Source organism: Pseudomonas sp. SST3, from assembly GCF_003325755.1.
This window is the reverse complement of record NZ_QORI02000007.1, coordinates 19132-43883: the sequence shown is the minus strand read 5'-3', so window position 1 is coordinate 43883 and position 24752 is coordinate 19132. Positions and strand designations below refer to the sequence as shown.

Below are 24752 nucleotides of genomic sequence, written 5' to 3'. Positions count from 1 at the left end.
TCGAATAGCCTATCGAAGCAAGCCCCAGCCCCGATGGCCGCTTGATCTTTCTGGGCGCCAATGCAGTAGAACCGGCACCCAGAATCGTTTAAGCGAAGCAGCTTAAGTTTTTGCGATCAGGTTGCCGGCATGAAGGCCGCACTCTTTTTGTGTGGATTCTTCCCACCACCAACGACCCTCGCGCTCGTGCTGGTTCGGCAATACCGGGCGTGTGCACGGCTCGCAACCGATGCTGATGAATCCACGCTCGTGCAGGCTGTTATACGGCAACTCCAGCATGCGGATATAGCCCCAGACTTCCTCGCTGGTCATCTGCGCCAACGGGTTGAACTTATACAGCGTGTGCTCCGCCGTCGAGAAGGCACTGTCGATTTCCAGCACCGACACCTGGCTGCGCGTGCCAGGGCTCTGGTCCCGGCGCTGACCGGTGGCCCAGGCGCGGACGCCCGATAGCTTGCGTCGCAGAGGCTCGATCTTGCGAATGCCGCAGCATTCGCCGTGGCCGTCGCGGTAGAAACTGAACAGTCCTTTCTCGTTGACCATCGGCTGCAGCAGGGCCGGGTCCGGGGTCATGATCTCGATAGGAATACCGTAGTGCTCACGGACTTGCTCGATAAAGCGATAGGTTTCGCTGTGCAGCCGACCAGTATCGAGGCTGAAAACCTTTACGTTCTTGTTCAGTTTCCAGGCCATGTCTACTAGCACGACGTCCTCAGCGCCGCTAAACGAGATCCACAGATCGTCGCCGAACAGGTCGAAGGCAAGCTTGAGTATGTCTTGCGGAGATCTGCCGGCATAGGCGGCTGCTAGCTCGGCTACATCAATTGTTTGGCTCATCAGGCGGCTTCCTTGGTTGGCGCTGGGCGCGCTCTGCTGGCCGCGGATGTTATCAAATAGGTTTTATGACACTAAATAACGTTGAGCCGTCCAAGCCTAACTTTAATGCATAAGGCGTCGCGTTGCGTCACTCAGCCCTTGCCGTTAGAGTGCCGCTTCAATTTTTCTGCTTTGAGGAGTGGCCCGTGGAAATAGCCTGTCTAGACCTGGAGGGTGTGCTGGTTCCGGAAATCTGGATCGCCTTTGCCGAGGCCACCGGAATCGAATCACTCCGGGCGACAACGCGGGACATTCCTGATTACGATGTGTTGATGAAGCAGCGCCTGCGCATTCTCGACGAGCATGGGCTGAAGCTGTCGGATATTCAGGCGGTCATAGCCACACTGAAGCCACTCGACGGTGCTGTCGAGTTCGTCGACTGGCTGCGTGAGCGTTTTCAGGTCGTCATCCTGTCGGATACCTTCTATGAGTTTTCGCAACCGTTGATGCGTCAGCTGGGCTTCCCGACGCTGCTTTGCCATCGCCTGATCACTGATGAGTCAGGACGCGTCGTCAACTACGAGCTACGGCAGAAGGATCCCAAGCGGCAGTCGGTGATCGCGCTCAAGAGCCTGTACTATCGGGTCATTGCCGCCGGCGATTCGTATAACGACACAACCATGCTCTCCGAGGCGCATGCCGGCATTCTCTTCCACGCGCCGGATAACGTCATTCGCGAATTCCCGCAGTTCCCGGCGGTGCACACGTTCGCGGAGCTCAAGCAAGAATTTCTCAAGGCATCGAATCGCAAACTCGAGCTTTAATATCACCCGAAAACCACTTGGAACACTTATGGTGGATCGCTTTATCGATCCACCATGACGCAGTAGGGATGCTGTGGCTGTATACAAGGCGCCATCAACCCATGCGGCGTAGGTCAGGTGCTTCCAGTTGCCAGCCTTTCCAGCGTCTCCATCAGCACCTTCACCTTGTCGAAGGTTTCCTGATATTCAGCCTGCCAGTCGGAATCCGCGACTATCCCTCCACCGCCCCAGCAGGTGGCCTGATCATCTTGAATCAGCAGCGTGCGGATGGCTATGGAACTGTCCATCTCACCTCGTACGTCCAGATAGAGCAACGAGCCGCAGTAGATTGAACGGCGGGTGGGTTCCAGCTCATCGATCACCTGCATGGCGCGGATCTTCGGCGCGCCGGTTATCGATCCGCCAGGGAAGCTGCCCGCCAGAAGATCCAGTGCGTCCTTGCCTGCGGCCAGCGTGCCACTGACGCTGCTCACTAGATGGTGCACATTCGGATAGCTCTCCAGCGAGAACAGTTCCGGCACCCTGACGCTGCCGATCTCGCAGCTTCGGCCGAGATCGTTGCGTAGTAGGTCGACGATCATTAGGTTCTCCGCGCGATCCTTCGTGCTGGCCAATAGCGCCTGGGCCTCGGCCAGATCGGCTTGTGGTTCGTCCCGACGAGGGCGTGTGCCTTTGATCGGACGCGTGTCGACGGTCCCGTTGCTAAGACGCAGGAAGCGCTCCGGGGACAGGCTGACGATGGCGCCGCCCTTGATGGTCATGAAACCTGAGTAAGGTGTCGGGCATGCGGCGCGCAGGGCTCGATAGGCTTGCCATGGATCGCCCGAGCACGGGGCGCGGAAGCGTTGCGCGAAGTTCACCTGATAACAATCACCAGCCTGGATATAGCGCTGAATGTGCTCGACGGCGCTCTGGTACTCGGAGCGCTGCAGATCGGGCGTGAACGGTGATTCAAGGCTGAACGATGTGTGCTCAGGCTGATAGTCCGACTGGAACAATTCGACCAGGCGGACCCGGTCTTCACTGCCTAGCTTCGGATGAAAAACCAGTTGAGCGGTCTGGCGCTGGTGGTCGCTTATCAATGCCCAGGCATACAGACCGAATCGTGCCGGCGGTAGCTCCAGGTCCTGCGCAGCGGCGGTAGGGAGCCGTTCGAGCCGCGAGCCGAAATCGTAGCCAAGAAAGCCCAGCAGACCACCGGCGAAAGGCAATTCAAGGTTTTTCGGAAGTCCTGCCTCGCCGAGGGCTTGCAGCGCGCTACGAAGGCGCGTGAAGAAACTGATGCCGGCTTCTGTTAGGCCTGGCTCCAGCGTCTGAATCGGCCAGGCGCTCAACAGGTCGTAACGCCCGCGTTCAGCGACCGGGCGGCCGGAGTCGAGCAATACCGCTCCGGGTGCATGGCGAATGCGCTCGAACCGGTGGGCTGGATCGGGCTGATAGGGAAGCGGATGTACCGTGCAGAGAGGCATTCGAGGATAGGTCCAAGACTGGCCCAGCTGTTCGGCCGGGCCTTGGGTCACGCGTGGGTCGGTATATGGCCGAAAAGCTCCTGGGCGAATCGCACCCGTTCTTCAGCCGTCTCCTGGATACCCTTTTTCTTAAGTTCCTCGATCCGGTTCTCCACGGCGTGTGCGCGGTGGGTCAGGCCACAGTCATTGGCGATCTGGATGTTGAGACCGGGGCGTGCATTGAGCTCGAGAATCAGCGGTCCCTTATCCTGGTCCAGCACCATATCGACGCCGATATAGCCCAGCCCGCAAAGCTCATAGCAGCCAGCGGCGAGCTTCATGAATCCGTCCCAGTTCGGCAGCTGCACCCCATCCACTGCGTTGGTGGTGTCCGGGTGTTTGGATATTTTGTTGTTCAGCCAGGTGCCGCGCAGCGTGATACCCGTCGCGAGATCCACGCCGACGCCGATCGCGCCTTGGTGGAGGTTGGCCTTGCCGCCGGACTGCCGTGTTGGCAGCCGGAGCATCGCCATTACCGGGTAGCCCATGAGGACGATGATACGGATGTCCGGGACGCCTTCGTAACTGATGCTCTTGAAGATCGGGTCCGGCGTGACGCGGTATTCAATCAGTGCACGATCGCGGTGACCACCGAGCGAGTAAAGCCCGGTGAGGATGTTCGAGATCTGATGCTCGATCTCGTCGTGCGTGATGATCTTTCCGGACACGGTCCGGTAGCGGCCCTCGAAACGATCAGCGATGACCAAAATGCCATCGCCGCCCGCGCCCTGGGCTGGCTTAACCACGAAATCAACGTGATCCTTGACGATCTCCGATAGCTTTTCGATATCCCGTTCGGTCTCGATGACGCCGTACATCTCCGGGACATCGATCCCGGCTTCAATGGCGCGCAGCTTGGTGATGATCTTGTCATCAACGATCGGGTACAGGTTGCGCTTGTTGTATTTGAGTACATAGTCCGCGTTGCGGCGGTTGATACCCATGATGCCCTTGGCTTCCAGGGCCTTCCATGTCTTGATTAGACCGAACATGGCTCAATCCTTCAGAAAGGCTTTGAAACGGAACAGCTCGGTCAGGCGGTAGCCGCGGTAGCGACCCATCGCCAGCATGAAGCCCACCATGATCAGTAACACCGCTGGGAAGGTGAAGATGAAATAGGTCAGCTCCGGGATGTTCATCAACAGGAACGACAGGCTCGCTGCGATCAGCGTGCCGACCGCCACCTTGAAAGCATGGCCGCCGCCGCGCTCTTCCCAAGTGATGGACAAGCGTTCGATGGTCATGGTCAGAATCACCATCGGGAACAGCGACACGGACAGCCCGCGCTCGAGCCCGAGCTTGTGGCTGAACAGACTGATCACCGCAATCAGCACCACGACGAACGTGAGCACGACTGAGAGGCGCGGCAGCATCTGCAGCTTGAGATGCTCCAGATACGAACGCAGGGATAAGCCGAGCGCCGTAATGACCGTGAACAGAATGATGCCGAAACCGATCTGGGTTTCTCGGAAGGCCAGTGCAATCAGCACGGGAGTGAAGGTGCCTAGCGTCTGCAGCCCGCCCAGGTTGCGCAGAATCAGGATCACCAGCACGCCGATCGGGATCATGATCATGATCTGGTAGGTCTGCTGAGTTTGCAGCGGCAGGCCGTATAACGAATATTCGAGGAAGTCGGCGTCAGTGTTCTCGTCGGTCAGTTTCGCTAGGCGGATGGCATTCATCTCGCTGCTGTTGAGCGTGAACGTCACCTGCGGATTGCGCCCACCTTCAAGTGTCAGGAGCGGCTCGTCGCCGGTCCACCAGACCAGACGGTCTTTCGGCAGGCCCTGCTCGCCGGTTTCGGGGTTGAAGTACAGCCACTTGTCACCGTTGAAGCTGCGCAACCACAGCTCCGGTGTCTGCGCCATGTCGGCCAATAGCCGTATGGTGTGGACGCGCTCCATCGGGACGTGGGCGATGGAGAGCAGCAGCTCGATTACGCGCGCCTTGTTGGCGGTCGCAGAGTCACCACCGAGCAACAGTTTGACGTTGTCGTCTTCGACATTGTTGACACGCTTGATGGCCTCACTGATGAAGGTCTCGACATCCGCCGAGTGTTGGCGGATCGGCGAGAGCAGTGCTTCGGCGGCAATCTTCTCGGCGCCTTCGACCGGAATGCTGTCGCGAAATATCGGGCCGGTAGCCTTGGTTTGTTCGCCGCTATAGCGACGGGTCAGTACCAGGCGGTAGTACAGGGTCTGATTGCCATTAACGCGCCGCGCGGACCAGGTGACCCGACGGTTGCCATCGGCACGGTTGATGCTCACGCCGTAGTTGTTGGATATGAAGCTTTCGTTGAGGCTGACGAATTCCTGATTCAGAGGCGGAACATACATCTGCAGCTTCACCGGCTCGCGCGGATTGGCCTGAAATTCGACCTTGGCATCGATGTTCCACAGATCATCGGTTTCATCTTCAGTGATCGGAATGCCGAGAATGAAGATCTGGTACGCGGTGATCGCAATGCCCAGTGTGACGAGCAGAAGGATCAGAATTTTTAGATGCAGGGTAAGGGCGCGCATGGAATTACTCGTCAGCGTCGGATTCGATGATGCAGCCGGGCTTGCCAGCGGCGTACTTAAGACTTGGGTCGACCAGGGCTTCGAAGCGAGTAAGCGCATCGGAACCTATTAAAAGTGGGTATTGGAATGCACTTCGGTCCGTGAGGTTCACTTCAATGCTGCGTTTAGCCTTGCCCATACACAAAACAAGCTCTACGACGGGGCGCGGTGTGTAGGTCTTTTCTTCCTCCGGATCGAAGTCTCCGGCCCGGCGCTTGATCTTGCTGATGCGCTGCAAGGGCAGCTCGATCGGGCGGTGGTGGGCCTCGTCAATAGCGAGATAGAAGCGGACCCAAGGCTTCCCGTTGCGTTTGAATCGCTCGATGTCGCGCGCACTGAGTGACGCGGTTTGCGCGCCGGTGTCGAGTTTGGCGGGCACTTCGAGGCCGAACTCGGGCAGTGCAACATGTTCATTCAGGCCGTAGACGGTTTTTTCATCAGCCTGGACGGGGAGCGGAGAGACTAGGGCACAGAGCAGCAGGAGACGAGATTTGGCGCTCATAGATCCAGAATTAGTCGAGTCGAGGAGCATGGGCAGAACGACCGCCCATGGAAATGAGTGCGTGGCGAGGCGAACGCCAGCCGCGGTATATGGTGGCGCATTCTAGCATGGCCCTCCGCGCGCGCGACTAGGCTTGTATGGTTGGCTCGCGACTAGGGAGCGCCTCGCTTAATGGGGGATAACTGGAGAAGTGTAGACAATCTACTTTTGTATCATTGACCTTTTGGGTGCTTGAGGCTTAACTTCTGCCCAATGTCAGTAAAGGTGTCAACAATCATGCTCGATACCCTGGAAGCCCCCCGTCCTGATCAGCTCGACAGCGGAACCCTCTCCGAGCATGTCTTCCGGCTGATCCAGGCGGCGATCGTGAAAGGTGATATCGCCCCCGGCAGCAAGATCTCCGAGCCCGAGCTTGCGCGTACTTACGGCATCAGCCGCGGCCCGCTGCGCGAGGCAATACATCGCCTCGAAGGGCAGAAGCTGCTGGTTCGCGTGCCGCATGTGGGTGCTCGTGTGGTGTCGCTCAGCCATGCGGAGTTGATCGAGCTCTATGAAATTCGCGAATCACTGGAAGGCATGGCCTGCCGGCTCGCTGCCGAGCGCATGAGTGAGACCGAAATCGACGAGTTGCGTCGCGTATTAGACACCCATGAGCGAGACGAGGCGTTCAAGGCCGGCGTTGGGTACTACCAGCAGGAGGGAGACTTCGATTTCCACTACCGAATCATTCAGGGCAGCGGTAATCGCACGCTGAGTCAGATGCTGTGTGGCGAGTTGTATCAGCTGGTGCGGATGTACCGCATCCAGTTCTCCGCAACGCCGAACCGCCCGCACCAGGCTTTCGCTGAGCATCATCGGATTCTCGACGCCATTGCCGACCGTGACGGGGAGCTGGCCGAATTGTTGATGCGCCGGCATATCGGCGCATCCAAGCGCAATATCGAGCGGCACTATCAAACCGCTCAGGAACAGACACCACAACCAAGAGGTGAGGCATGACACTTCCCACTCCCGGCCAGCGTTTTCGTGATGCGGTGGCCAGCGAACACCCCCTGCAGGTGGTTGGCGCGATCAACGCCAATCACGCATTGCTGGCCAAACGTGCCGGTTTCAAGGCGATCTACCTGTCGGGCGGCGGCGTTGCAGCCGGTTCGCTCGGCTTGCCGGACCTCGGCATAAGCGGTCTGGATGATGTGCTGACAGACGTGCGTCGCATCACTGATGTCTGCGACCTGCCGCTGTTGGTGGATGTCGATACCGGTTTCGGGTCCTCGGCCTTCAATGTGGCGCGCACCGTCAAGTCGATGATCAAGTTCGGCGCCGCGGCGATCCACATCGAGGATCAGGTCGGTGCCAAGCGTTGCGGTCATCGTCCGAACAAGGAAATCGTCTCGCAGCAGGAAATGGTCGACCGGATCAAGGCAGCGGTCGACGCCCGTACTGATGACAGCTTCGTCATCATGGCGCGTACCGATGCGCTGGCGGTGGAAGGGCTGGAATCCGCGCTGGAGCGGGCGCAGGCCTGCGTCGAAGCGGGAGCCGATATGGTATTCCCCGAGGCGATCACCGAGCTGTCGATGTACAAGCTGTTTGCCGAAAAAGTCGGCGCGCCGATCCTGGCCAACATCACCGAGTTCGGCTCGACGCCGCTGTACACCACTGAAGAGCTGGCTGGCGCGGATGTTTCATTAGTGCTGTACCCGCTGTCGGCGTTCCGTGCGATGAACAAGGCTGCGGAAAATGTCTACACCGCGATTCGTCGCGACGGCACGCAGCAGAATGTGGTCGATACCATGCAGACGCGCATGGAGCTGTATGAGCGCATTAACTACCACGCCTTCGAGCAAAGCCTCGATGCGCTGTTCGCCCAGAAGAAAAGCTGAAACGAAGCGGGACGCCTGACGTTCCGACCGACCGAAAAGTATTTGCAGTATCCAGAACAAATCCAATAAGGAGAGAGCAATGGCCGAAGCTAAAGTATTGAGTGGTGCTGGCCTGCGCGGCCAGGTTGCCGGGCAGACCGCCCTGTGCACTGTCGGTAAGACTGGTGCGGGCCTGACTTACCGTGGTTACGATGTCAGAGATCTGGCGGCGCAATCCGAGTTCGAGGAGGTCGCCTACCTGCTCTTCTACGGTGAGTTGCCCGCTGCACAGCAACTGGCTGACTACAAGGCACGGCTGAAAGCCATGCGCGACCTTCCGGCTGCGCTGAAGGAAGTGCTGGAGCGGATTCCGGCCGATGCGCATCCGATGGATGTGATGCGTACCGGTGCGTCTGTGCTGGGTACGCTGGAGCCGGAGCTTTCGTTCGAGCAGCAGCGCGATGTGGCTGAGCGCTTGATGGCCGCGTTTCCGGCAATCATGTGTTACTGGTACCGCTTTACGCACCAGCAGACGCAAATCGAGTGCACCAGCGACGAAGACACCCTGGGCGGGCATTTCCTGGCGTTGCTGCATGGCAAGAAACCGAGCGAACTGCACGTCAAGGTGATGAACGTTTCCTTGATCCTTTACGCCGAGCACGAATTCAACGCATCGACCTTTACTGCACGCGTCTGCGCCTCGACCCTGTCGGATATGTACTCCTGCGTAACCGGTGCCATCGGCTCATTGCGTGGCCCGCTTCATGGCGGTGCCAACGAAGCGGCGATGGACATGATCGAGCAGTGGAAATCGCCGGACGATGCGGTACAGGGCATCCTCGGCATGCTCGAGCGCAAGGACAAAATCATGGGCTTCGGCCACGCGATCTATAAAGAATCCGATCCGCGTAACGAAGTCATCAAGGTCTGGGCCAAGAAACTGGCCGAGGAAGTCGGTGATACCGTTCTGTTCCCGGTTTCGGTCGCGGTCGACGAAACCATGTGGGCGCAGAAAAAGCTCTTCCCGAACGCCGACTTCTACCACGCTTCCGCCTACCACTTCATGGGCATTCCGACCAAGCTGTTTACGCCGATCTTCGTCTGTTCGCGCGTAACCGGCTGGGCGTCCCATGTCATCGAACAACGGGCCAATAATCGTATTATCCGGCCGAGTGCCGAATACGTTGGCCCGGAACAGCGCAAGGTTGTCCCGATCGCTGAACGCTGATCAAAAGGGGGGAGGCCGCACCAGCGGTTTCCCGACCTTGCCTCTGAATATCCACTGGATCGAGTCTTCCGGCATGAATACAGAACACCGCAAACCGTTGCCCGGCACACTGCTGGATTACTTCGACACCCGAGCCGCGGTCGAAGCCATCCAGCCGGGTTCCTACGACAAGCTGCCCTATACCTCGCGTGTACTGGCTGAACAGCTGGTGCGCCGCTGCGATCCGGCCGTGTTAGCTGATTCGCTCAAGCAAATCATCGAACGCCGGCGCGATCTGGATTTCCCGTGGTATCCGGCGCGCGTGGTCTGTCACGACATTCTCGGTCAGACCGCTCTGGTTGATCTTGCCGGTCTGCGCGATGCGATTGCTGAGCAGGGCGGTGATCCGTCCAAAGTTAATCCAGTGGTCCCGACCCAGTTGATCGTCGATCATTCGTTGGCTGTGGAATTCGCCGGCTTCGATCCGGAAGCGTTCGAAAAGAACCGCGCGATCGAAGAGCGCCGCAACGAAGATCGCTTCCATTTCATCGAATGGACCAAGACCGCATTCAAAAACGTCGATGTGATCCCGGCCGGCAACGGCATCATGCACCAGATCAACCTGGAGAAGATGTCTCCGGTGATTCAAGCACGGGGTGGCGTCGCCTTTCCTGATACGTGCGTAGGGACCGACAGCCACACCCCGCACGTCGATGCGCTGGGGGTGATCGCCGTCGGTGTCGGCGGTCTGGAGGCCGAAACCGTGATGCTCGGTCGTGCCTCGATGATGCGTCTGCCGGACATTGTCGGCGTTAAGCTGACTGGCAGACATCAGCCCGGTATCACCTGTACTGATATCGTCCTGGCTTTGACCGAGTTTCTGCGCAAGGAGCGGGTGGTCGGTGCGTACGTCGAGTTCTTCGGTGAAGGCGCGGCCAGCCTGACCATCGGGGATCGCGCCACGATATCCAATATGTGCCCGGAATACGGCGCCACGGCGGCGATGTTCTACATCGACCAGCAGACCATCGATTACCTGACGCTGACCGGCCGCGAGCCGGAACAGGTAGCGTTGGTCGAGAACTATGCAAAGACCACTGGCCTATGGGCCGATGCGCTGGTCGATGCCGAGTACGAGAGGGTGTTGGAATTCGATCTGTCCAGTGTCGAACGCACCATGGCCGGACCCTCGAACCCGCATCGCCGTCTGCCGACCTCGGCGCTGCATGAGCGCGGGATTGCCATGGACCTGGACAAGGCGCTCGCTGAAGAAGCGCAGGGGCTGATGCCGGATGGTGCGGTGATCATTGCCGCTATCACCAGCTGCACCAATACATCCAATCCACGAAATGTCGTGGCGGCTGGTTTGCTGGCTAAGAAGGCCAACGAACTCGGGCTGCTGCGCAAGCCCTGGGTGAAGACCTCCTTCGCGCCAGGCTCGAAAGTGGCCAAGCTGTATCTGGAGGATGCTGGGCTGCTGTCCGAACTGGAAAAGCTCGGTTTCGGCATCGTCGCCTACGCCTGCACCACCTGCAACGGCATGTCCGGCGCCCTGGACCCGAAGATTCAGCAGGAAATCATCGATCGCGACCTGTACGCGACCGCTGTGCTCTCGGGTAACCGCAACTTCGATGGCCGTATTCATCCGTACGCCAAACAGGCCTTCCTCGCTTCGCCGCCGCTGGTAGTCGCCTACGCCATCGCCGGTACCGTGCGTTTCGACATCGAAAAGGACGTGCTTGGCCATGACCTATCGGGTAACCCGGTTACCCTCAAAGACCTGTGGCCGAGCGATGAAGAGATTAACCGCATCGTCGCTGCGTCGGTGAAACCCGAGCAGTTCAAGCAGATTTACATCCCGATGTTTGATCTGGGGACTGTGGTCGAGGCTAAAAGCCCGCTGTACGACTGGCGGCCAATGTCGACTTATATTCGTCGTCCACCGTATTGGGAGGGCGCGCTCGCGGGTGAACGCTCGCTCAAGGGCATGCGTCCGCTGGCCGTGCTACCGGACAACATCACTACCGATCACCTGTCGCCGTCCAATGCGATTCTGCTGAACAGCGCAGCCGGAGAGTATCTGGCAAAAATGGGCCTGCCGGAAGAAGATTTCAACTCCTACGCCACCCACCGCGGCGACCATTTGACCGCCCAGCGCGCCACCTTCGCCAATCCGCAGCTGGTGAACGAGATGGCAGTGGTAGATGGCCAGGTGAAAAAGGGCTCGCTGACCCGCGTCGAGCCGGAAGGCAAAGTCATGCGCATGTGGGAGGCGATCGAAACCTACATGCAGCGCAAGCAGCCGCTGATTATCATCGCCGGCGCGGATTATGGGCAAGGCTCCTCCCGCGACTGGGCCGCCAAGGGTGTTCGGCTGGCAGGTGTCGAGGCAATCGTGGCCGAGGGCTTCGAGCGCATCCACCGTACTAACCTGGTTGGCATGGGCGTGCTGCCGCTGGAATTTCAGCCGGGTACCACCCGCAAGACCCTGGATATCGACGGTAGTGAGACCTTTGACGTGATCGGCGAGCGCACTCCGCGTGCCACGCTTACTCTGGTGATCACCCGCAAGACTGGCGAGCGGCTTGAAGTACCAGTGACTTGCCGTCTCGACACTGGCGAAGAGGTATCAATCTACGATGCCGGCGGCGTATTGCAGCGCTTTGCCAAGGACTTCCTCAATCAGTCCTGACGGCGGTAGGGCGCCTTTGCTGCGTTCAAGCAGCAAGGTTGTCCCGGGGCAATAGTGAATTCATGCGGCGATCAGTGGGTTGCTGCATCTGACGAGGCAAAGTTCTTCATGGCTCAAGCACCGCAACTGAAAATTCCGGCCACCTACATGCGCGGTGGCACCAGCAAGGGCGTGTTTTTTCGCCTTCAGGATCTGCCGCCCGCAGCACAGGTACCGGGCGAGGCGCGGGACAAGCTGTTCATGCGCGTGATCGGTAGTCCGGACCCTTACGGCAAGCACACCGACGGTATGGGGGGGGCGACGTCCAGCACCAGCAAATGCGTGATTCTTTCGAAAAGCGATCGCCCCGAACATGACGTCGAATACCTATATGGTCAGGTTTCGATCGACAGCGCTTTCGTCGACTGGAGTGGCAACTGCGGCAATCTCTCCACAGCAGCTGGCGCCTTCGCTCTGCATGCGGGGTTGGTCGATCCGGAACGGATACCTCGCGATGGCGTCTGCAGTGTGCGCATCTGGCAAGCCAATATAGGCAAGACAATCATCGCCCACGTGCCGGTCAGCAACGGCGAGGTGCAGGAAACCGGCGATTTCGAGCTGGATGGAGTGACCTTCCCGGCTGCGGAGATCGTGCTGGAGTTCATCGATCCAGCAGACGACGGGGAAGGCGAGGGCGGTGGCTCGATGTTCCCCACCGGGAATCTTGTCGATGACCTGGACGTGCCGGGTGTCGGTGTCCTGAAGGCGACCATGATCAATGCGGGCATCCCCACGGTTTTCATCAATGCTGGAGACATCGGCTTCACAGGCACGGAATTACAGGACGCGATCAATGGTGATCTGAAAACGTTGGCGATGTTCGAAGTCATCCGCGCCCATGGTGCCTTGCGCATGGGATTGATCAAGGAAATCGGTGAGGCCGCCAGCCGCCAACACACGCCCAAGGTGGCATTCGTCGCGCCGCCAGCAGACTATCTGTCTTCGAGCGGCAAGCAGGTTTCGGCCAGTGACGTTGATCTACTGGTGCGTGCGCTGTCGATGGGCAAGCTGCACCACGCCATGATGGGCACCGCAGCCGTCGCAATCGGCACGGCCGCCTCGATCCCGGGCACGCTGGTGAGCCTCGCCGCTGGAGGTGGTGACCGTACTGCTGTGGTGTTCGGGCATCCGTCCGGGACATTACGAGTCGGTGCCGAGGCCACGCAGGCCAACGGTGAGTGGATGGTACTCAAGGCCATCATGAGCCGCAGTGCACGCGTGATAATGGAAGGATGGGTCCGCGTACCAGGTGATTCGTTTTAACGAGCCGACTCTCTCCGCGACCCGGAATGCTGGCGGGGCGACTCGGGATGAGTCGCCGGTTAACCCTCCTGTTCCAGCGAAGGATCCATCGCGAAAAGCAAAAAGTCCGCACTAAGCGGACTTTTCGTTGTCTAGCGAAGCGGTGCTTATTTCAGTCTGCGCTCGACGCCTTTTTCCACGAGGATCTTGGCGGAGATCTCCTCAACCGAGAAATGCGTGGAGTTGATGTAGTTGATGTTCTCCCGGCGGAAAAGATTTTCCACCTCGCGAACCTCGAACTCGCACTGGGCGTAACTGGCGTAGCGGCTGTTGGGTTTGCGCTCGTTGCGAATCGCGGTGAGGCGATCCGGGTCGATAGTCAGCCCGAACAGCTTCTCGCGGTGGGTCTTGAGAGCAGCCGGCAATTGCAGGCGCTCCATGTCGTCTTCTGTCAATGGATAGTTGGCGGCGCGGATACCGTATTGCATTGCCATGTACAGACAGGTGGGGGTTTTGCCGCACCTGGAGACACCGACCAAAATCAGATCCGCCTTGTCGTAGTAATGCGTGCGGGCACCGTCATCGTTGTCCAGGGCGAAATTGACCGCGTCGATTCGCTCCATGTAATTGGCGTTATGGCTGATCGAGTGGGATTTGCCGACCGAATAGGAAGAACGTGACATCAATTCATGTTCCAGCGGAGCAAGGAAAGACGAAAAGATGTCGATCATGAAGCCATTGGACTCGGCCAGGATGTCGCGAATCTCCTGGTTTACCAGCGTATCGAATATGATCGGGCGTGCGCCGTCGCTTTCCGCCGCTTTATTGATTTGCTGTACCATTGCCCGCGCTTTTTCGGCTGTGTCTATATACGGCCGAGTCAGCTTGGTGAAACTGATGTTTTCGAACTGTGCCAGCAGGCTCTGGCCGAGTGTTTCGGCCGTGATTCCAGTACCGTCGGATATGAAAAATGCAGTTCGTTTCATTGCATCTGGGACCTTAAGTCAAGAAACGGTTCTCAGCTATAGTAGGCCCCTTCGCCGAGCCTCGATTGGCCGCATTGTACTTATTTTGCGGGGTCAGGCCACCGTACCGCGGATTGGCATGAACCGACTTCCCTGCACAACGTGGAGAGATCACCTTGTTCTATCCACGACTGGTCCCATCCCCAGATCCTCAAGGTCGATCAACTCCCGCAAAGTATCCTCAGCCAGCTCCGTAAGCGGAACCACAAGCTGTTCCCGTGTGTCTTCAGGGCGGTCCAGATGGAGACCTTCAAAGGTGAACTAAATTAAACGGCGGTAGCGCGTTGCGGTTTCTTGTGACCTGTGCGCAGAGACAACGTAATGGTTCGCTTTGAGACACCCGCTGGTCGGAGGTGCATGTTGTAGACTCCACCCCGGCGATACACCAGGGTGCAGCCATTGGACACGCGAGTTTGTTGCTTTTTTCTAACACTATTCTAACATTCTGGCCTTCATTCTGACGCAGAAGCGCGGATCTCATGTCTGATACCTCAAGCAAACAATAGGTTGAAGGGATCGAGAGGCCAAATCTGGAGGGTTCACCTTGGTAGAGTACGTAGTTTCCCTCGATAAGCTCGGCAATCATGATGTTGAGCGTGTAGGGGGCAAGAACGCCTCCCTGGGCGAGATGATCAGCAACCTCGCCGGTGCGGGCGTTTCGGTGCCTGGCGGTTTCGCCACCACGGCTCAGGCCTATCGTGACTTCATGGAGCTCAGCGGTCTCAATGAGCAGATTCACGCGCTTTTAGATGCATTGGATGTCGATGACGTCAATGCGCTGGCAAAAGCCGGCTCGCAGATCCGCGGCTGGGTGATGGAAGCTGAGTTTCCGCCGCAGCTGGACGCCGATATCCGTACCGCGTTTGCCGAAATGGCGGGCGGCAACGAGAACATGGCAGTAGCGGTTCGCTCGTCGGCCACCGCCGAAGACCTGCCTGATGCTTCCTTCGCCGGCCAGCAGGAAACCTTCCTCAATATACGCGGCGTGGACAATGTAATTCGTGCCGCCAAGGAAGTGTTCGCTTCACTCTTCAATGACCGTGCAATCGCCTACCGCGTGCATCAGGGCTTCGATCACAAGCTGGTCGCACTCTCCGCGGGCGTGCAGCGCATGGTGCGCTCGGAGACCGGTACCGCGGGCGTGATGTTCACGCTGGATACCGAATCGGGCTTCCGCGACGTGGTATTCATTACCGGCGCTTACGGCCTCGGCGAGACCGTCGTGCAGGGCGCAGTAAACCCCGATGAGTTTTATGTGCATAAGCACACCTTGGAAGCCGGACGTCCGGCGATTCTGCGCCGGAACCTTGGCAGCAAGGCAATCAAGATGATTTATGGCGAAGAAGCCAGCGCCGGCAAGTCGGTCAAGACCGTCGACGTCGATCAGGCCGAGCGCATGCGTTTCTGCTTGAGCGACGAAGAAGTCGCCAATCTTGCCCTGCAGGCCATGACCATCGAGAAACACTATGGCCGCCCGATGGACATCGAGTGGGCAAAGGACGGCGATGACAATCAGCTATATATCGTTCAAGCGCGTCCAGAAACCGTAAAGAGCCGCAGCAGCGCCAACGTCATGGAGCGTTACCTGCTAAAGGAAAAAGGCACGGTGCTGGTTGAAGGACGCGCTATCGGTCAGCGTATTGGCGCTGGCCCGGTGAAGATCATTCGCGACGTATCCGAGATGGATAAGGTGCAGCCCGGCGACGTTCTGGTGTCGGACATGACCGACCCGGATTGGGAGCCGGTGATGAAGCGCGCCAGCGCCATCGTTACCAACCGCGGCGGCCGTACCTGTCACGCAGCCATCATTGCCCGTGAACTGGGCATTCCCGCAGTTGTTGGTTGTGGTAACGCAACCGAGCTGCTGCAGGACGGCCAGCGCGTCACCGTCACATGCGCCGAGGGCGACACCGGCCTGATTTTCGAGGGTGAGCTGGGCTTCGACATCCGTCAGAATTCCATTGATGCCATGCCCGAACTGCCGTTCAAAATCATGATGAACGTCGGCAACCCGGACCGTGCATTCGACTTCGCCCAGTTACCGAACGCTGGTGTCGGCCTGGCACGGCTTGAGTTCATCATCAATCGCATGATCGGTGTGCATCCCAAGGCCTTGTTGAATTTTGACGGCTTGCCTGCTGACATCAAGGCCAGCGTCGAGAAGCGTATTGCCGGCTACGGCGATCCGGTCGACTTCTACGTTGAGAAGCTGGTCGAGGGCGTCAGCACGCTAGCCGCAGCGTTCTGGCCGAAGAAGGTCATAGTGCGTCTGTCTGACTTCAAGTCCAACGAGTACGCGAATCTGATCGGCGGCAAGCTCTACGAGCCGGAAGAAGAGAATCCGATGCTCGGCTTCCGTGGCGCTTCGCGCTACATCAGTGAATCATTCCGTGACTGTTTCGAACTTGAGTGCCGTGCCATGCGCAAGGTTCGCGACGAGATGGGCCTGACCAACGTAGAGCTGATGGTGCCGTTCGTGCGTACGCTCGGCGAGGCATCGCAAGTCATCGACATCCTCGGGCAGTTCGGTCTCAAGCGTGGCGAAAATGGCCTGCGTATCATCATGATGTGCGAGCTGCCGTCCAACGCTCTGCTGGCTGATGAGTTCCTCGAGTTCTTCGATGGTTTCTCCATCGGCTCCAACGACATGACGCAGCTTGCACTCGGATTGGATCGCGATTCCGGCATCATTGCTCACCTGTTCGACGAGCGTAACCCTGCCGTGAAAAAGTTGCTGGCCAGTGCAATTCAGGCGTGCAATAAAGCAGGAAAGTACATCGGCATCTGCGGTCAGGGCCCCTCGGATCATCCTGACCTGGCCAAGTGGCTGATGGAGCAGGGCATCGAGAGCGTGTCGCTGAACCCGGACTCCGTACTGGATACCTGGTTCTTCCTGGCGGACGCCGAGATCAACTGATCGCGAGTGTAAAAAGGGCGGTTTCCGCCCTTTTTTTCGTCGGTGCAAATAGGGGTCGGGCGAGTGTGATGCGTTTCGATCACTACGATTGTTGCTTATTTCGAATGCGATATCGTTGGTGGCGAACCCTGGACTGCGTCCTGCGGCGCGCTATGCGCTGGGCCAGATTGCGGCCTGCTGGCGCCCTACGTCTCACTTGAAGGAGCTTAATCATGCAATACGTCACTCCCGATCTATGCGACGCCTACCCTGAATTGGTGCAGGTAGTCGAGCCGATCTTCAGCAATTTTGGCGGCCGCGATTCGTTTGGCGGAGAGATCGTGACCATCAAATGCTTCGAGGACAATTCGTTGGTCAAGGAGCAGGTGGACGTCGACGGCACCGGCAAGGTGCTGGTGGTCGATGGCGGTGGTTCGCTACGACGTGCACTGTTGGGCGACATGCTTGCAGAAAAGGCGGCCCGTAATGGTTGGGAAGGGCTGGTCATCTACGGTTGCATCCGTGACGTTGACGTCATCGCGCAAACCGAACTTGGCGTTCAGGCGCTGGCTAGTCATCCTATGAAGACCGACAAGCGAGGCATTGGCGATCTTAACGTTCCAGTCACCTTCTGCGGGGTTACTTTCCGTCCCGGTGAGTACGTGTATGCCGACAATAACGGCATTGTGGTCTCGCCCGAGGCGCTGAAGATGCCCGGCTGAGTTGTAGCATCCGGTTACCGAAGCCCGGCTATGCCGGGCTTTTTGCGATCTAAGGGGAAAGCGATTTTGTCTGAGAAAAATGACCATTCGGGCCTTTTGCATGCGCTGGTTCTGGACGGGCAGGGTGGGGCACGCCAGCTTGCCTACGCAGATATTCCTTCGCTGGAGCTGACAGAGGCTGAAAGCCTTTGGCTTCATTGGGATCGCAGTCAGACGCAGGCTCAGGCCTGGCTGCGGGAGCGAAGTGGGCTGACTGAGTTCGTTTGCAACGTGTTGCTGGAGGAAAACACCCGGCCACGTCTGCTCGCCTTGCCCGCGGACGAGGTGCTGCTGTTCCTGCGTGGGGTCAATCTCAACCCTGATGCCGAGCCCGAGGATATGGTCTCGCTGCGGGTCTTCGCAGATGCTCGGCGGGTCATCTCGTTGCGCCTGCGTCCGCTGCGGTCCACTGAGGCGGTGCTACAGCAGCTGGAGGCTGGTGTCGGGCCGAAAACCTCATCCGAAATTCTGCTCAGCCTTGCCGATGCATTGACCGATCGGGTGGATGACCTGGTTGCCGTGTTGACGGAGAAGCTGGACGAGGAGGAGGACCGGGTCGAGACGGACGACCGTTACACGCCGCCTCAGGACAAGATGCTATCGCTGCGGCGGCAAGCCGCAAGCCTACGCAGGTTCCTGTTGCCGCAGCGTGAGATCTACGCGCAGCTAACGCGCAATCGTTTGCCCTGGTTCGTGGATGACGACACGGACTACTGGAACGAGCTGAACAATCGATTGATCCGCTACCTAGAGGAGCTGGAACTGGTTCGGGAGCGAGTCAACCTGGTACTTGAAGCCGAAGAACGACGAATGCGCGAAAGGATGAACAGGACCATGTACTTACTTGGCATCATCACTGGTTTTTTTCTGCCGATGAGTTTTCTTACCGGCTTGCTGGGCATCAACGTGGGCGGCATTCCGGGGTCCGAGAATCCGTACGGCTTCGTATTGGCGTGCATGGTCATCGGCGCGGTGGCGTGTTTTCAGTGGTGGATCTTCCGCCGGCTGAAGTGGGTATAAATGTGACCGCTCGTAAGGCTGGGCCGTCTAGATCAGACCGTTAATGAGGTAACCATGCGCGATCCTTTCGAAGAATCCCTGCGGGACATGCTCAACACGCAATCGGCGCGTGACGACGATGCTTGCCTCGACCGCGTTCTCAAGACCGCCAACCGTCAGGTTGGCGCAGGCGATCTTTTTTCTCTGATAGGGCATTGGTTGCAGGCCGTACTGATCGCCTTTAGCAATGGCGCACCGCATACCTCGGCAGTCACGCGTCGGCGATCCTCCTCCCATTCTTCTTTCGATAAGGCTGATTGATCATGGAACTCGATCCCTGGAGCCAGAGCTTGCTGGGTGCGATGAGCGCGCTTTGGGCTCCCATTGCGGCGTTCATACCGCGTTTGTTTGGCGCGCTGCTGGTCGTTGCCATCGGATTTGTCGTCGCAAAAGTGCTGGACACGTTGCTCTCGAAGGTCCTGGCGAAGATAGGCCTGGATCGGCTGGTTGCAGGCACGGGAGTGACCAAGCTGCTTGGTCGCGCCGGCATTCGTGTACCGATATCGACACTGATCGGCAAGATCGTCTATTGGTTCGTGTTGCTGATCTTCCTTGTCTCTGCGGCCGAGTCTCTGGGGCTCGCACGGGTGTCGGCGACGCTCGATATGCTTACGCTGTACGTACCGAAGGTGTTCGGGGCGGGGTTGATCCTGCTTGTCGGCGTGTTGCTGGCTCAGTTGGTTAACGGCCTGGTTCGAGGCGCTGCAGAAGGCGTTGGCCTTGAATATGCCAGCGGTTTAGGGCGGGTCGCTCAAGGCCTGGTAATCATCATCATTATCTCGGTGGCAATTGGTCAGCTCGAAGTCAAAACCGAGCTGCTCAATTATGTGGTCGCGATTGCGCTGATTTCCGTCGGGTTGGCAGTTGCGCTGGCGCTGGGGCTTGGTAGTCGTGACCTGGTCAGTCAGATTCTGGCGGGCATCTATGTGCGCGAGCTCTACGAAGTCGGGCAGCGGGTGAGCCTTGATGGATTGCAATTGGAAGGCGAAATCGAAGAGATCGGTACAGCGAAGACCCTGCTACTCACCGATGATGGTGAATTGGTCTCGATCGCTAATAGAGTGCTGCTAGAGCAGCGAGTGGGCAGCCGCTAGGTTCGGGAATCTGTTAAAGTGCGTCGCCCCTTTTTACGGTTAACGTGAATGGCGGCCACGACTTTTGCCGGTTCGAAGCGTCTTGACTAAAGCCCATCCGCCCACCATGAGCTATGACCCCCGCCAGCTTTCTGATGAAGAGCTGGTGCAGCGAGCCCATGCCGAGCTATTTCACATAACGCGTGCATATGAAGAGTTGATGCGCAGATATCAGCGAACTCTTTTCAATGTGTGTGCACGCTATTTGGGGAACGACCGAGACGCAGATGACGTCTGCCAAGAAGTGATGCTCAAAGTTTTATACGGCCTGAAGAACTTTGAAGGTAAGTCGAAGTTCAAGACATGGCTATACAGCATTACGTACAACGAATGTATTACCCAGTATCGAAAAGAACGCCGTAAACGCCGCTTACTTGATGCCTTGAGCCTCGATCCGATCGAAGAAGCGTCGGAGGAAAAGGCACCGAATCTTGAGGAAAGGGCGGGGCTAGACAAGTGGCTTACCCATGTGAATCAGATTGATCGAGAGATACTCGTTCTGCGTTTTGTTGCAGAGCTCGAGTTTCAGGAGATCGCTGACATTATGCATATGGGACTAAGCGCAACGAAAATGCGATACAAACGTGCGCTGGATAAACTACGCGAAAAATTTTCGGGGATTGCTGAAACTTAACGGCAACAAGTTGTCTTACTGGTAGCGAAACAGCTTGGCCTACAGACAGCCGGTTTCCTTAGATTGTTCTGATACTCACCACCAGATGGGGATTTACGGATGAAACTTAAAAACACCTTAGGCGTTGTAATTAGCTCCTTGGTTGCAGCCACTTCTTTCAGCGCGCTCGCCCAGGGTCAGGGCGCTGTAGAGGTGGAGGCGTTCGGCAAGCAATACTTCTCCGACAGCTCCCGTGGCTTCGAAGATGAAGGCGAGCTCTATGGCGCTGGCGCCAGCTATTTTCTCACCGACGACGTCTCCCTGGGTCTGTCCTATGGTGAATACCATGACGTCACTTCGGACGAGCCTGTAGCGGGCGGCGGACATAAGAACATCAAGGGTAACCTGACCTCACTTGATGCGGCCTACCACTTCGGTCAGCCGGGCGTAGGTCTGCGTCCATACGTTTCTGCCGGCATGGCTCATCAAAGCATCGGTCAGGCGGCACGTAGCGGCCGTGACCACAGCACCTTTGCGAACATTGGTGCGGGTCTGAAGTACTACTTCACCGAAAACTTCTTCGCTAAAGCCAGCGTTGATGGCATGCATAACATTGATGCCGGCGACAGCGAGTGGATGGCTGGTGTTGGTGTTGGTATGAATTTCGGTGGTGGCGCGCAGCAACAGGTCGCGCAGGTTGAGCCGACACCAGAGCCGGCACCGGCTCCGATCGTTGATACCGAGCCGGAACCAGAGCCGGAGCTGGTCCGTGTTGAGCTGGACGTCAAGTTCGATTTCGACAAGGCGCGCGTTCGCGAAGAAAGCTACAGCGACATCAAGAACCTGGCTGACTTCATGCAGCAATATCCTCAGACCAGCACCACTGTTGAAGGCCACACCGACTCGGTGGGTACTGATCAATACAACCAGCGTCTGTCCGAGCGTCGTGCTCAGGCTGTTCGTGAAGTACTGGTCAACCAGTATGGTGTTGAAAGCCAGCGTGTTGATTCGGTCGGTTACGGCGAAGCCCGTCCGGTTGCTGACAACAGCACCGAGGAAGGCCGTCAGGTCAACCGCCGCGTAGAAGCAGAGGTCGAGGCGCAGGTTCGTTAATTCGTACCGTGCTTCAAGAAAAAGCCCGGCAATGCCGGGCTTTTTTCGCCCTGCATTTCTTCCGACTGCAGTGCCTGGCGTTGGGCTTGGTGCTCAGAGACGACTATGAGCATGCGGCGATAGGGGCCGGCCCGCATGCATGAAAAGTCAGGCATAAGAAAGCCCGCCGAAGCGGGCTTTCTCATTGGAGCGCTAAAACATCAAACAGCAACCACGTCGATCTTCGCCTTGGCCGCGGACTCGCGGAACTCAGCAATCTGATCGAAGCTCAGGTAGCGGTAGACATCAGCTGCCATGGTGTCGATCTGAGCAGCGTAGACCATGTACTCCTCGACGGTCGGCAGGCGACCCAGGATTGAGGCAACTGCTGCCAGCTCGGCAGAGGCCAGGTACACATTGGTCGCATCGCCCAGGCGGTTCGGGAAGTTACGAGTCGAGGTGGAGACCACTGTCGACCCGGTTTCGACCCGAGCCTGGTTACCCATGCAGAGCGAGCAGCCCGGCATTTCCAAACGTGCCCCGGCGCGACCATAGATGCCGTAGTAGCCTTCTTCGGTCAGCTGATGCTGGTCCATCTTGGTCGGCGGCGACAGCCATAGACGGGTCGGCAGGGAACCTTCGACCTTGTCCAGCAGTTTGCCGGCGGCGCGGAAGTGACCGATGTTGGTCATGCAGGAACCGATGAACACTTCATCGATCTTCTCGCCCTGTACGCTCGAGAGAAGACGAGCATCGTCCGGGTCATTCGGTGCGCAGAGAACCGGCTCGGTGACTTCGGACAGATCGATTTCGATAACTTCTGCGTACTCGGCATCAGCATCGGCAGCCAGCAGCTCAGGCTTGGCCAGCCAGGCTTCCATGGCCTGAGCGCGGCGCTCCAGGGTGCGGGCATCGCCGTAGCCTTCGTTGATCATCCAGCGCAGCAGTGTGATGTTCGACTGCAGGTACTCGGCAATCGCCGCTTCCGGCAGCTTGATGGTGCAACCCGCAGCGGAACGCTCTGCGGAGGCGTCGGACAGCTCAAAGGCCTGTTCGACGGTCAGCTCGTTCAAGCCTTCGATTTCGAGAATGCGGCCGGAGAAGATGTTCTTCTTGCCTTTCTTCTCGACGGTCAGCAGGCCTTTCTGGATCGCGTAGTAAGGGATTGTATGAACCAGGTCGCGCAGGGTGATGCCAGGCTGCATCTTGCCCTTGAAGCGAACCAGTACCGACTCCGGCATATCCAGCGGCATTACACCGGTAGCGGCAGCGAAGGCAACCAGACCGGAACCAGCCGGGAACGAGATGCCCATCGGGAAGCGGGTATGCGAGTCACCACCGGTACCGACGGTATCCGGCAGCAGCATGCGGTTCAGCCAGCTGTGGATGATGCCGTCACCCGGACGCAGGGAAACGCCGCCGCGGGTCATGATGAAGTCCGGCAGGGTGTGATGCGTGGTGACGTCGATCGGCTTCGGATAAGCGGCCGTGTGGCAGAAGGACTGCATCACCAGATCGGCGGAGAAGCCGAGGCAAGCCAGGTCTTTCAGCTCGTCGCGGGTCATCGGGCCAGTGGTGTCCTGGGAGCCGACGGTAGTCATCTTCGGTTCGCAATAGGTGCCCGGACGGACGCCTTTGCCTTCCGGCAGACCGCAGGCGCGACCGACCATCTTCTGTGCCAGGGTAAAGCCCTTGTTGCTCTCGGCTGGCGCTTCGGGCTTCTTGAACAGATCCGACGGGCCCATACCCAGTTCAGCGCGTGCTTTTTCGGTCAGACCACGACCGATAATCAGCGGAATACGGCCGCCAGCGCGAACTTCGTCGAGCAAGACATCGGTCTTCAGCTGGAAAGTGGTGACGAGCTCATCGCTGCCATGGCGACGGACTTCACCCTTGTATGGGTAAACGTCGATCACATCACCCATGGCCAGATCGGAGCAGTCGAACTCGATCGGCAGGGCGCCGGCGTCTTCCATGGTGTTGTAGAAAATAGGTGCGATCTTGGTGCCGAAGCAGAAGCCGCCAGCGCGCTTGTTCGGTACGTTCGGGATGTCATCGCCGAAGAACCACAGCACCGAGTTGGTGGCGGACTTGCGCGACGAGCCGGTGCCGACCACATCACCAACGTAGGCAACCGGGAAGCCTTTGGTTTTTAGCTCTTCCATTTGCTTGAGCGGGCCAACCGAGCCAGGTACGTCGGGGTTGATGCCGTCGCGAGCCATCTTCAGCATGGCGAGGGCATGCAGTGGGATGTCCGGGCGCGACCAGGCATCAGGCGCGGGGGACAAGTCGTCGGTGTTGGTTTCGCCGGTGACCTTGAATACGGTCAGGGTCACCTTTTCGGCAACCGGGGCACGGTTCTTGAACCACTCGCCTTCAGCCCAGGACTGTAGGACGGCTTTGGCGTTCGAGTTGCCGGCCTTGGCTTTCTCAGCAACGTCGTGGAACGCGTCGAACATCAGCAGGGTGTGCTTCAGCTCTTCTGCGGTAGTGTCGGAAAGTTCGGTATCATCGAGCAGGTCGACCAGCGTGACGATATTGTAACCGCCCTGCATGGTGCCCAGCAGTTCGACGGCATGTTGCTTGCTGATCAGCGGCGAAGTGGTTTCGCCCTTGGCGATAGCGGCGAGGAAGCCGGCCTTGACATAGGCGGCTTCGTCCACGCCCGCTGGGACGCGGTTGGTGATCAGGTCAAGAAGGAATTGTTCTTCGCCGGCTGGCGGGTTCTTCAGAAGCTCGACCAGGCCTGCGGTCTGCTCGGCGTTCAGCGGCTGGGGCACGACGCCCTGGGCGGCACGCTCTTCTACGTGTTTGCGATAGGCTTCAAGCACAGTTTATACCCTCATCATTGGTCCCTTGGGTGTCTCGGGACGCGCATCCGGAAGCTGTTTTCAAAGTTTTACGCCGGTTGTCGGGTGCG

General features: G+C 58.4%; 20 protein-coding genes. 13 read left to right on the top strand and 7 right to left on the bottom strand.

The genetic code is table 11. The annotated features are described in order from the left end of the window. Positions 1-102: 102 nt before the first annotated feature. A complete protein-coding gene (locus tag DQ405_RS08860; RefSeq protein ID WP_168423867.1) occupies positions 103-837 on the bottom strand; it encodes a phosphoadenylyl-sulfate reductase in 735 nt (244 codons plus the stop codon). Positions 838-1022: 185 nt separating this feature from the next. Here DQ405_RS08860 and thrH point away from each other — a divergent pair, with 185 nt between their 5' ends. Continuing rightward, entirely contained in the window at positions 1023-1640 is a 618-nt protein-coding gene (thrH, locus tag DQ405_RS08855; protein WP_168423866.1) for a bifunctional phosphoserine phosphatase/homoserine phosphotransferase ThrH, read from the top strand. A 113-nt stretch (positions 1641-1753) separates the two neighbouring features. Here the strand turns inward: thrH and pabB are convergent, their stop codons facing one another. The 4 genes from pabB to rloA are packed head-to-tail and all read right to left on the bottom strand — an operon-like array spanning position 1754 to position 6211. Then, positions 1754-3109 (bottom strand): aminodeoxychorismate synthase component I, encoded by a 1356-nt coding sequence (gene pabB, locus DQ405_RS08850; RefSeq protein ID WP_168424041.1) that lies wholly within the window; start codon positions 3107-3109, stop codon positions 1754-1756. 47 nt (positions 3110-3156) lie between these two features. Then, positions 3157-4140, bottom strand: a complete 984-nt coding sequence (locus DQ405_RS08845) for an alpha-L-glutamate ligase-like protein (RefSeq protein ID WP_168423865.1) — start codon at positions 4138-4140, stop codon at positions 3157-3159. Positions 4141-4143: 3 nt separating this feature from the next. Continuing rightward, the gene (gene rloB, locus DQ405_RS08840) at positions 4144-5670 is read right to left on the bottom strand and encodes an osmotic stress tolerance membrane protein RloB (RefSeq protein WP_168423864.1); all 1527 of its coding nucleotides are present in this window, start codon (positions 5668-5670) and stop codon (positions 4144-4146) included. 4 nt (positions 5671-5674) lie between these two features. Continuing rightward, on the bottom strand, positions 5675-6211 hold the full coding sequence (rloA, locus tag DQ405_RS08835) for a retropepsin-like aspartic peptidase RloA (RefSeq protein ID WP_168423863.1): 537 nt from the start codon (positions 6209-6211) through the stop codon (positions 5675-5677). A gap of 276 nt (positions 6212-6487) precedes the next feature. Here rloA and DQ405_RS08830 point away from each other — a divergent pair, with 276 nt between their 5' ends. The 5 genes from DQ405_RS08830 to prpF all read left to right on the top strand — a co-directional run bounded on the left by DQ405_RS08830 (position 6488) and on the right by prpF (position 13274). Then, positions 6488-7210: a GntR family transcriptional regulator gene (locus DQ405_RS08830; protein ID WP_168423862.1), complete on the top strand. Its 723-nt coding sequence runs from the start codon at positions 6488-6490 to the stop codon at positions 7208-7210. Continuing rightward, positions 7207-8094, top strand: coding sequence for a methylisocitrate lyase (prpB, locus tag DQ405_RS08825; RefSeq protein ID WP_168423861.1), 888 nt, complete (start codon positions 7207-7209; stop codon positions 8092-8094). Before DQ405_RS08830 ends, prpB begins: the two co-directional genes overlap by 4 nt. Before the next feature lie 79 nt (positions 8095-8173). Continuing rightward, on the top strand, positions 8174-9301 hold the full coding sequence (gene prpC, locus DQ405_RS08820) for a bifunctional 2-methylcitrate synthase/citrate synthase (protein ID WP_168423860.1): 1128 nt from the start codon (positions 8174-8176) through the stop codon (positions 9299-9301). 73 nt (positions 9302-9374) lie between these two features. After that, positions 9375-11972 carry a Fe/S-dependent 2-methylisocitrate dehydratase AcnD gene (acnD, locus tag DQ405_RS08815; RefSeq protein ID WP_168423859.1) on the top strand — a complete coding sequence of 866 codons (2598 nt, stop codon included), beginning with the start codon at positions 9375-9377 and terminating at the stop codon, positions 11970-11972. Between the two features lie 108 nt (positions 11973-12080). Further along, a complete protein-coding gene (gene prpF, locus DQ405_RS08810) occupies positions 12081-13274 on the top strand; it encodes a 2-methylaconitate cis-trans isomerase PrpF (protein ID WP_168423858.1) in 1194 nt (397 codons plus the stop codon). A gap of 146 nt (positions 13275-13420) precedes the next feature. Here the strand turns inward: prpF and ppsR are convergent, their stop codons facing one another. After that, on the bottom strand, positions 13421-14239 hold the full coding sequence (ppsR, locus tag DQ405_RS08805; protein ID WP_168423857.1) for a posphoenolpyruvate synthetase regulatory kinase/phosphorylase PpsR: 819 nt from the start codon (positions 14237-14239) through the stop codon (positions 13421-13423). Positions 14240-14822: 583 nt separating this feature from the next. Here ppsR and ppsA point away from each other — a divergent pair. The 7 genes from ppsA to DQ405_RS08770 all read left to right on the top strand — a co-directional run bounded on the left by ppsA (position 14823) and on the right by DQ405_RS08770 (position 21853). Continuing rightward, positions 14823-17195: a phosphoenolpyruvate synthase gene (gene ppsA, locus DQ405_RS08800; protein ID WP_168423856.1), complete on the top strand. Its 2373-nt coding sequence runs from the start codon at positions 14823-14825 to the stop codon at positions 17193-17195. 212 nt (positions 17196-17407) lie between these two features. Next, on the top strand, positions 17408-17896 hold the full coding sequence (rraA, locus tag DQ405_RS08795) for a ribonuclease E activity regulator RraA (protein WP_168423855.1): 489 nt from the start codon (positions 17408-17410) through the stop codon (positions 17894-17896). A gap of 63 nt (positions 17897-17959) precedes the next feature. Continuing rightward, the gene (locus DQ405_RS08790; protein ID WP_342030407.1) at positions 17960-18955 is read left to right on the top strand and encodes a zinc transporter ZntB; all 996 of its coding nucleotides are present in this window, start codon (positions 17960-17962) and stop codon (positions 18953-18955) included. A gap of 54 nt (positions 18956-19009) precedes the next feature. Then, the gene (locus DQ405_RS08785; RefSeq protein WP_168423853.1) at positions 19010-19255 is read left to right on the top strand and encodes a CrfX protein; all 246 of its coding nucleotides are present in this window, start codon (positions 19010-19012) and stop codon (positions 19253-19255) included. A 2-nt stretch (positions 19256-19257) separates the two neighbouring features. Beyond that, positions 19258-20088, top strand: a complete 831-nt coding sequence (locus tag DQ405_RS08780) for a mechanosensitive ion channel family protein (protein ID WP_168423852.1) — start codon at positions 19258-19260, stop codon at positions 20086-20088. A gap of 106 nt (positions 20089-20194) precedes the next feature. Beyond that, entirely contained in the window at positions 20195-20761 is a 567-nt protein-coding gene (gene sigX, locus DQ405_RS08775) for an RNA polymerase sigma factor SigX (RefSeq protein WP_168424040.1), read from the top strand. A gap of 99 nt (positions 20762-20860) precedes the next feature. Then, the gene (locus DQ405_RS08770; RefSeq protein WP_168423851.1) at positions 20861-21853 is read left to right on the top strand and encodes an OmpA family protein; all 993 of its coding nucleotides are present in this window, start codon (positions 20861-20863) and stop codon (positions 21851-21853) included. Between the two features lie 200 nt (positions 21854-22053). On the opposite strand, the gene acnB is transcribed toward DQ405_RS08770, so the two are convergent. After that, positions 22054-24663 (bottom strand): bifunctional aconitate hydratase 2/2-methylisocitrate dehydratase, encoded by a 2610-nt coding sequence (gene acnB, locus DQ405_RS08765; RefSeq protein WP_168423850.1) that lies wholly within the window; start codon positions 24661-24663, stop codon positions 22054-22056. Positions 24664-24752: the final 89 nt, after the last annotated feature.

Excerpts from the sequence above, each read along its gene's own strand:
- DQ405_RS08860 (WP_168423867.1), bottom strand. The coding sequence starts at position 837 with ATGAGCCAAACAATTGATGTAGCCGAGCTAGCAGCCGCCTATGCCGGC.
- pabB (WP_168424041.1), bottom strand. The coding sequence starts at position 3,109 with ATGCCTCTCTGCACGGTACATCCGCTTCCCTATCAGCCCGATCCAGCC.
- DQ405_RS08845 (WP_168423865.1), bottom strand. The coding sequence starts at position 4,140 with ATGTTCGGTCTAATCAAGACATGGAAGGCCCTGGAAGCCAAGGGCATC.
- rloB (WP_168423864.1), bottom strand. The coding sequence starts at position 5,670 with ATGCGCGCCCTTACCCTGCATCTAAAAATTCTGATCCTTCTGCTCGTC.
- rloA (WP_168423863.1), bottom strand. The coding sequence starts at position 6,211 with ATGAGCGCCAAATCTCGTCTCCTGCTGCTCTGTGCCCTAGTCTCTCCG.
- DQ405_RS08830 (WP_168423862.1), top strand. The coding sequence starts at position 6,488 with ATGCTCGATACCCTGGAAGCCCCCCGTCCTGATCAGCTCGACAGCGGA.
- prpB (WP_168423861.1), top strand. The coding sequence starts at position 7,207 with ATGACACTTCCCACTCCCGGCCAGCGTTTTCGTGATGCGGTGGCCAGC.
- prpC (WP_168423860.1), top strand. The coding sequence starts at position 8,174 with ATGGCCGAAGCTAAAGTATTGAGTGGTGCTGGCCTGCGCGGCCAGGTT.
- acnD (WP_168423859.1), top strand. The coding sequence starts at position 9,375 with ATGAATACAGAACACCGCAAACCGTTGCCCGGCACACTGCTGGATTAC.
- prpF (WP_168423858.1), top strand. The coding sequence starts at position 12,081 with ATGGCTCAAGCACCGCAACTGAAAATTCCGGCCACCTACATGCGCGGT.
- ppsR (WP_168423857.1), bottom strand. The coding sequence starts at position 14,239 with ATGAAACGAACTGCATTTTTCATATCCGACGGTACTGGAATCACGGCC.
- rraA (WP_168423855.1), top strand. The coding sequence starts at position 17,408 with ATGCAATACGTCACTCCCGATCTATGCGACGCCTACCCTGAATTGGTG.
- DQ405_RS08785 (WP_168423853.1), top strand. The coding sequence starts at position 19,010 with ATGCGCGATCCTTTCGAAGAATCCCTGCGGGACATGCTCAACACGCAA.
- DQ405_RS08780 (WP_168423852.1), top strand. The coding sequence starts at position 19,258 with ATGGAACTCGATCCCTGGAGCCAGAGCTTGCTGGGTGCGATGAGCGCG.
- sigX (WP_168424040.1), top strand. The coding sequence starts at position 20,195 with ATGAGCTATGACCCCCGCCAGCTTTCTGATGAAGAGCTGGTGCAGCGA.
- DQ405_RS08770 (WP_168423851.1), top strand. The coding sequence starts at position 20,861 with ATGAAACTTAAAAACACCTTAGGCGTTGTAATTAGCTCCTTGGTTGCA.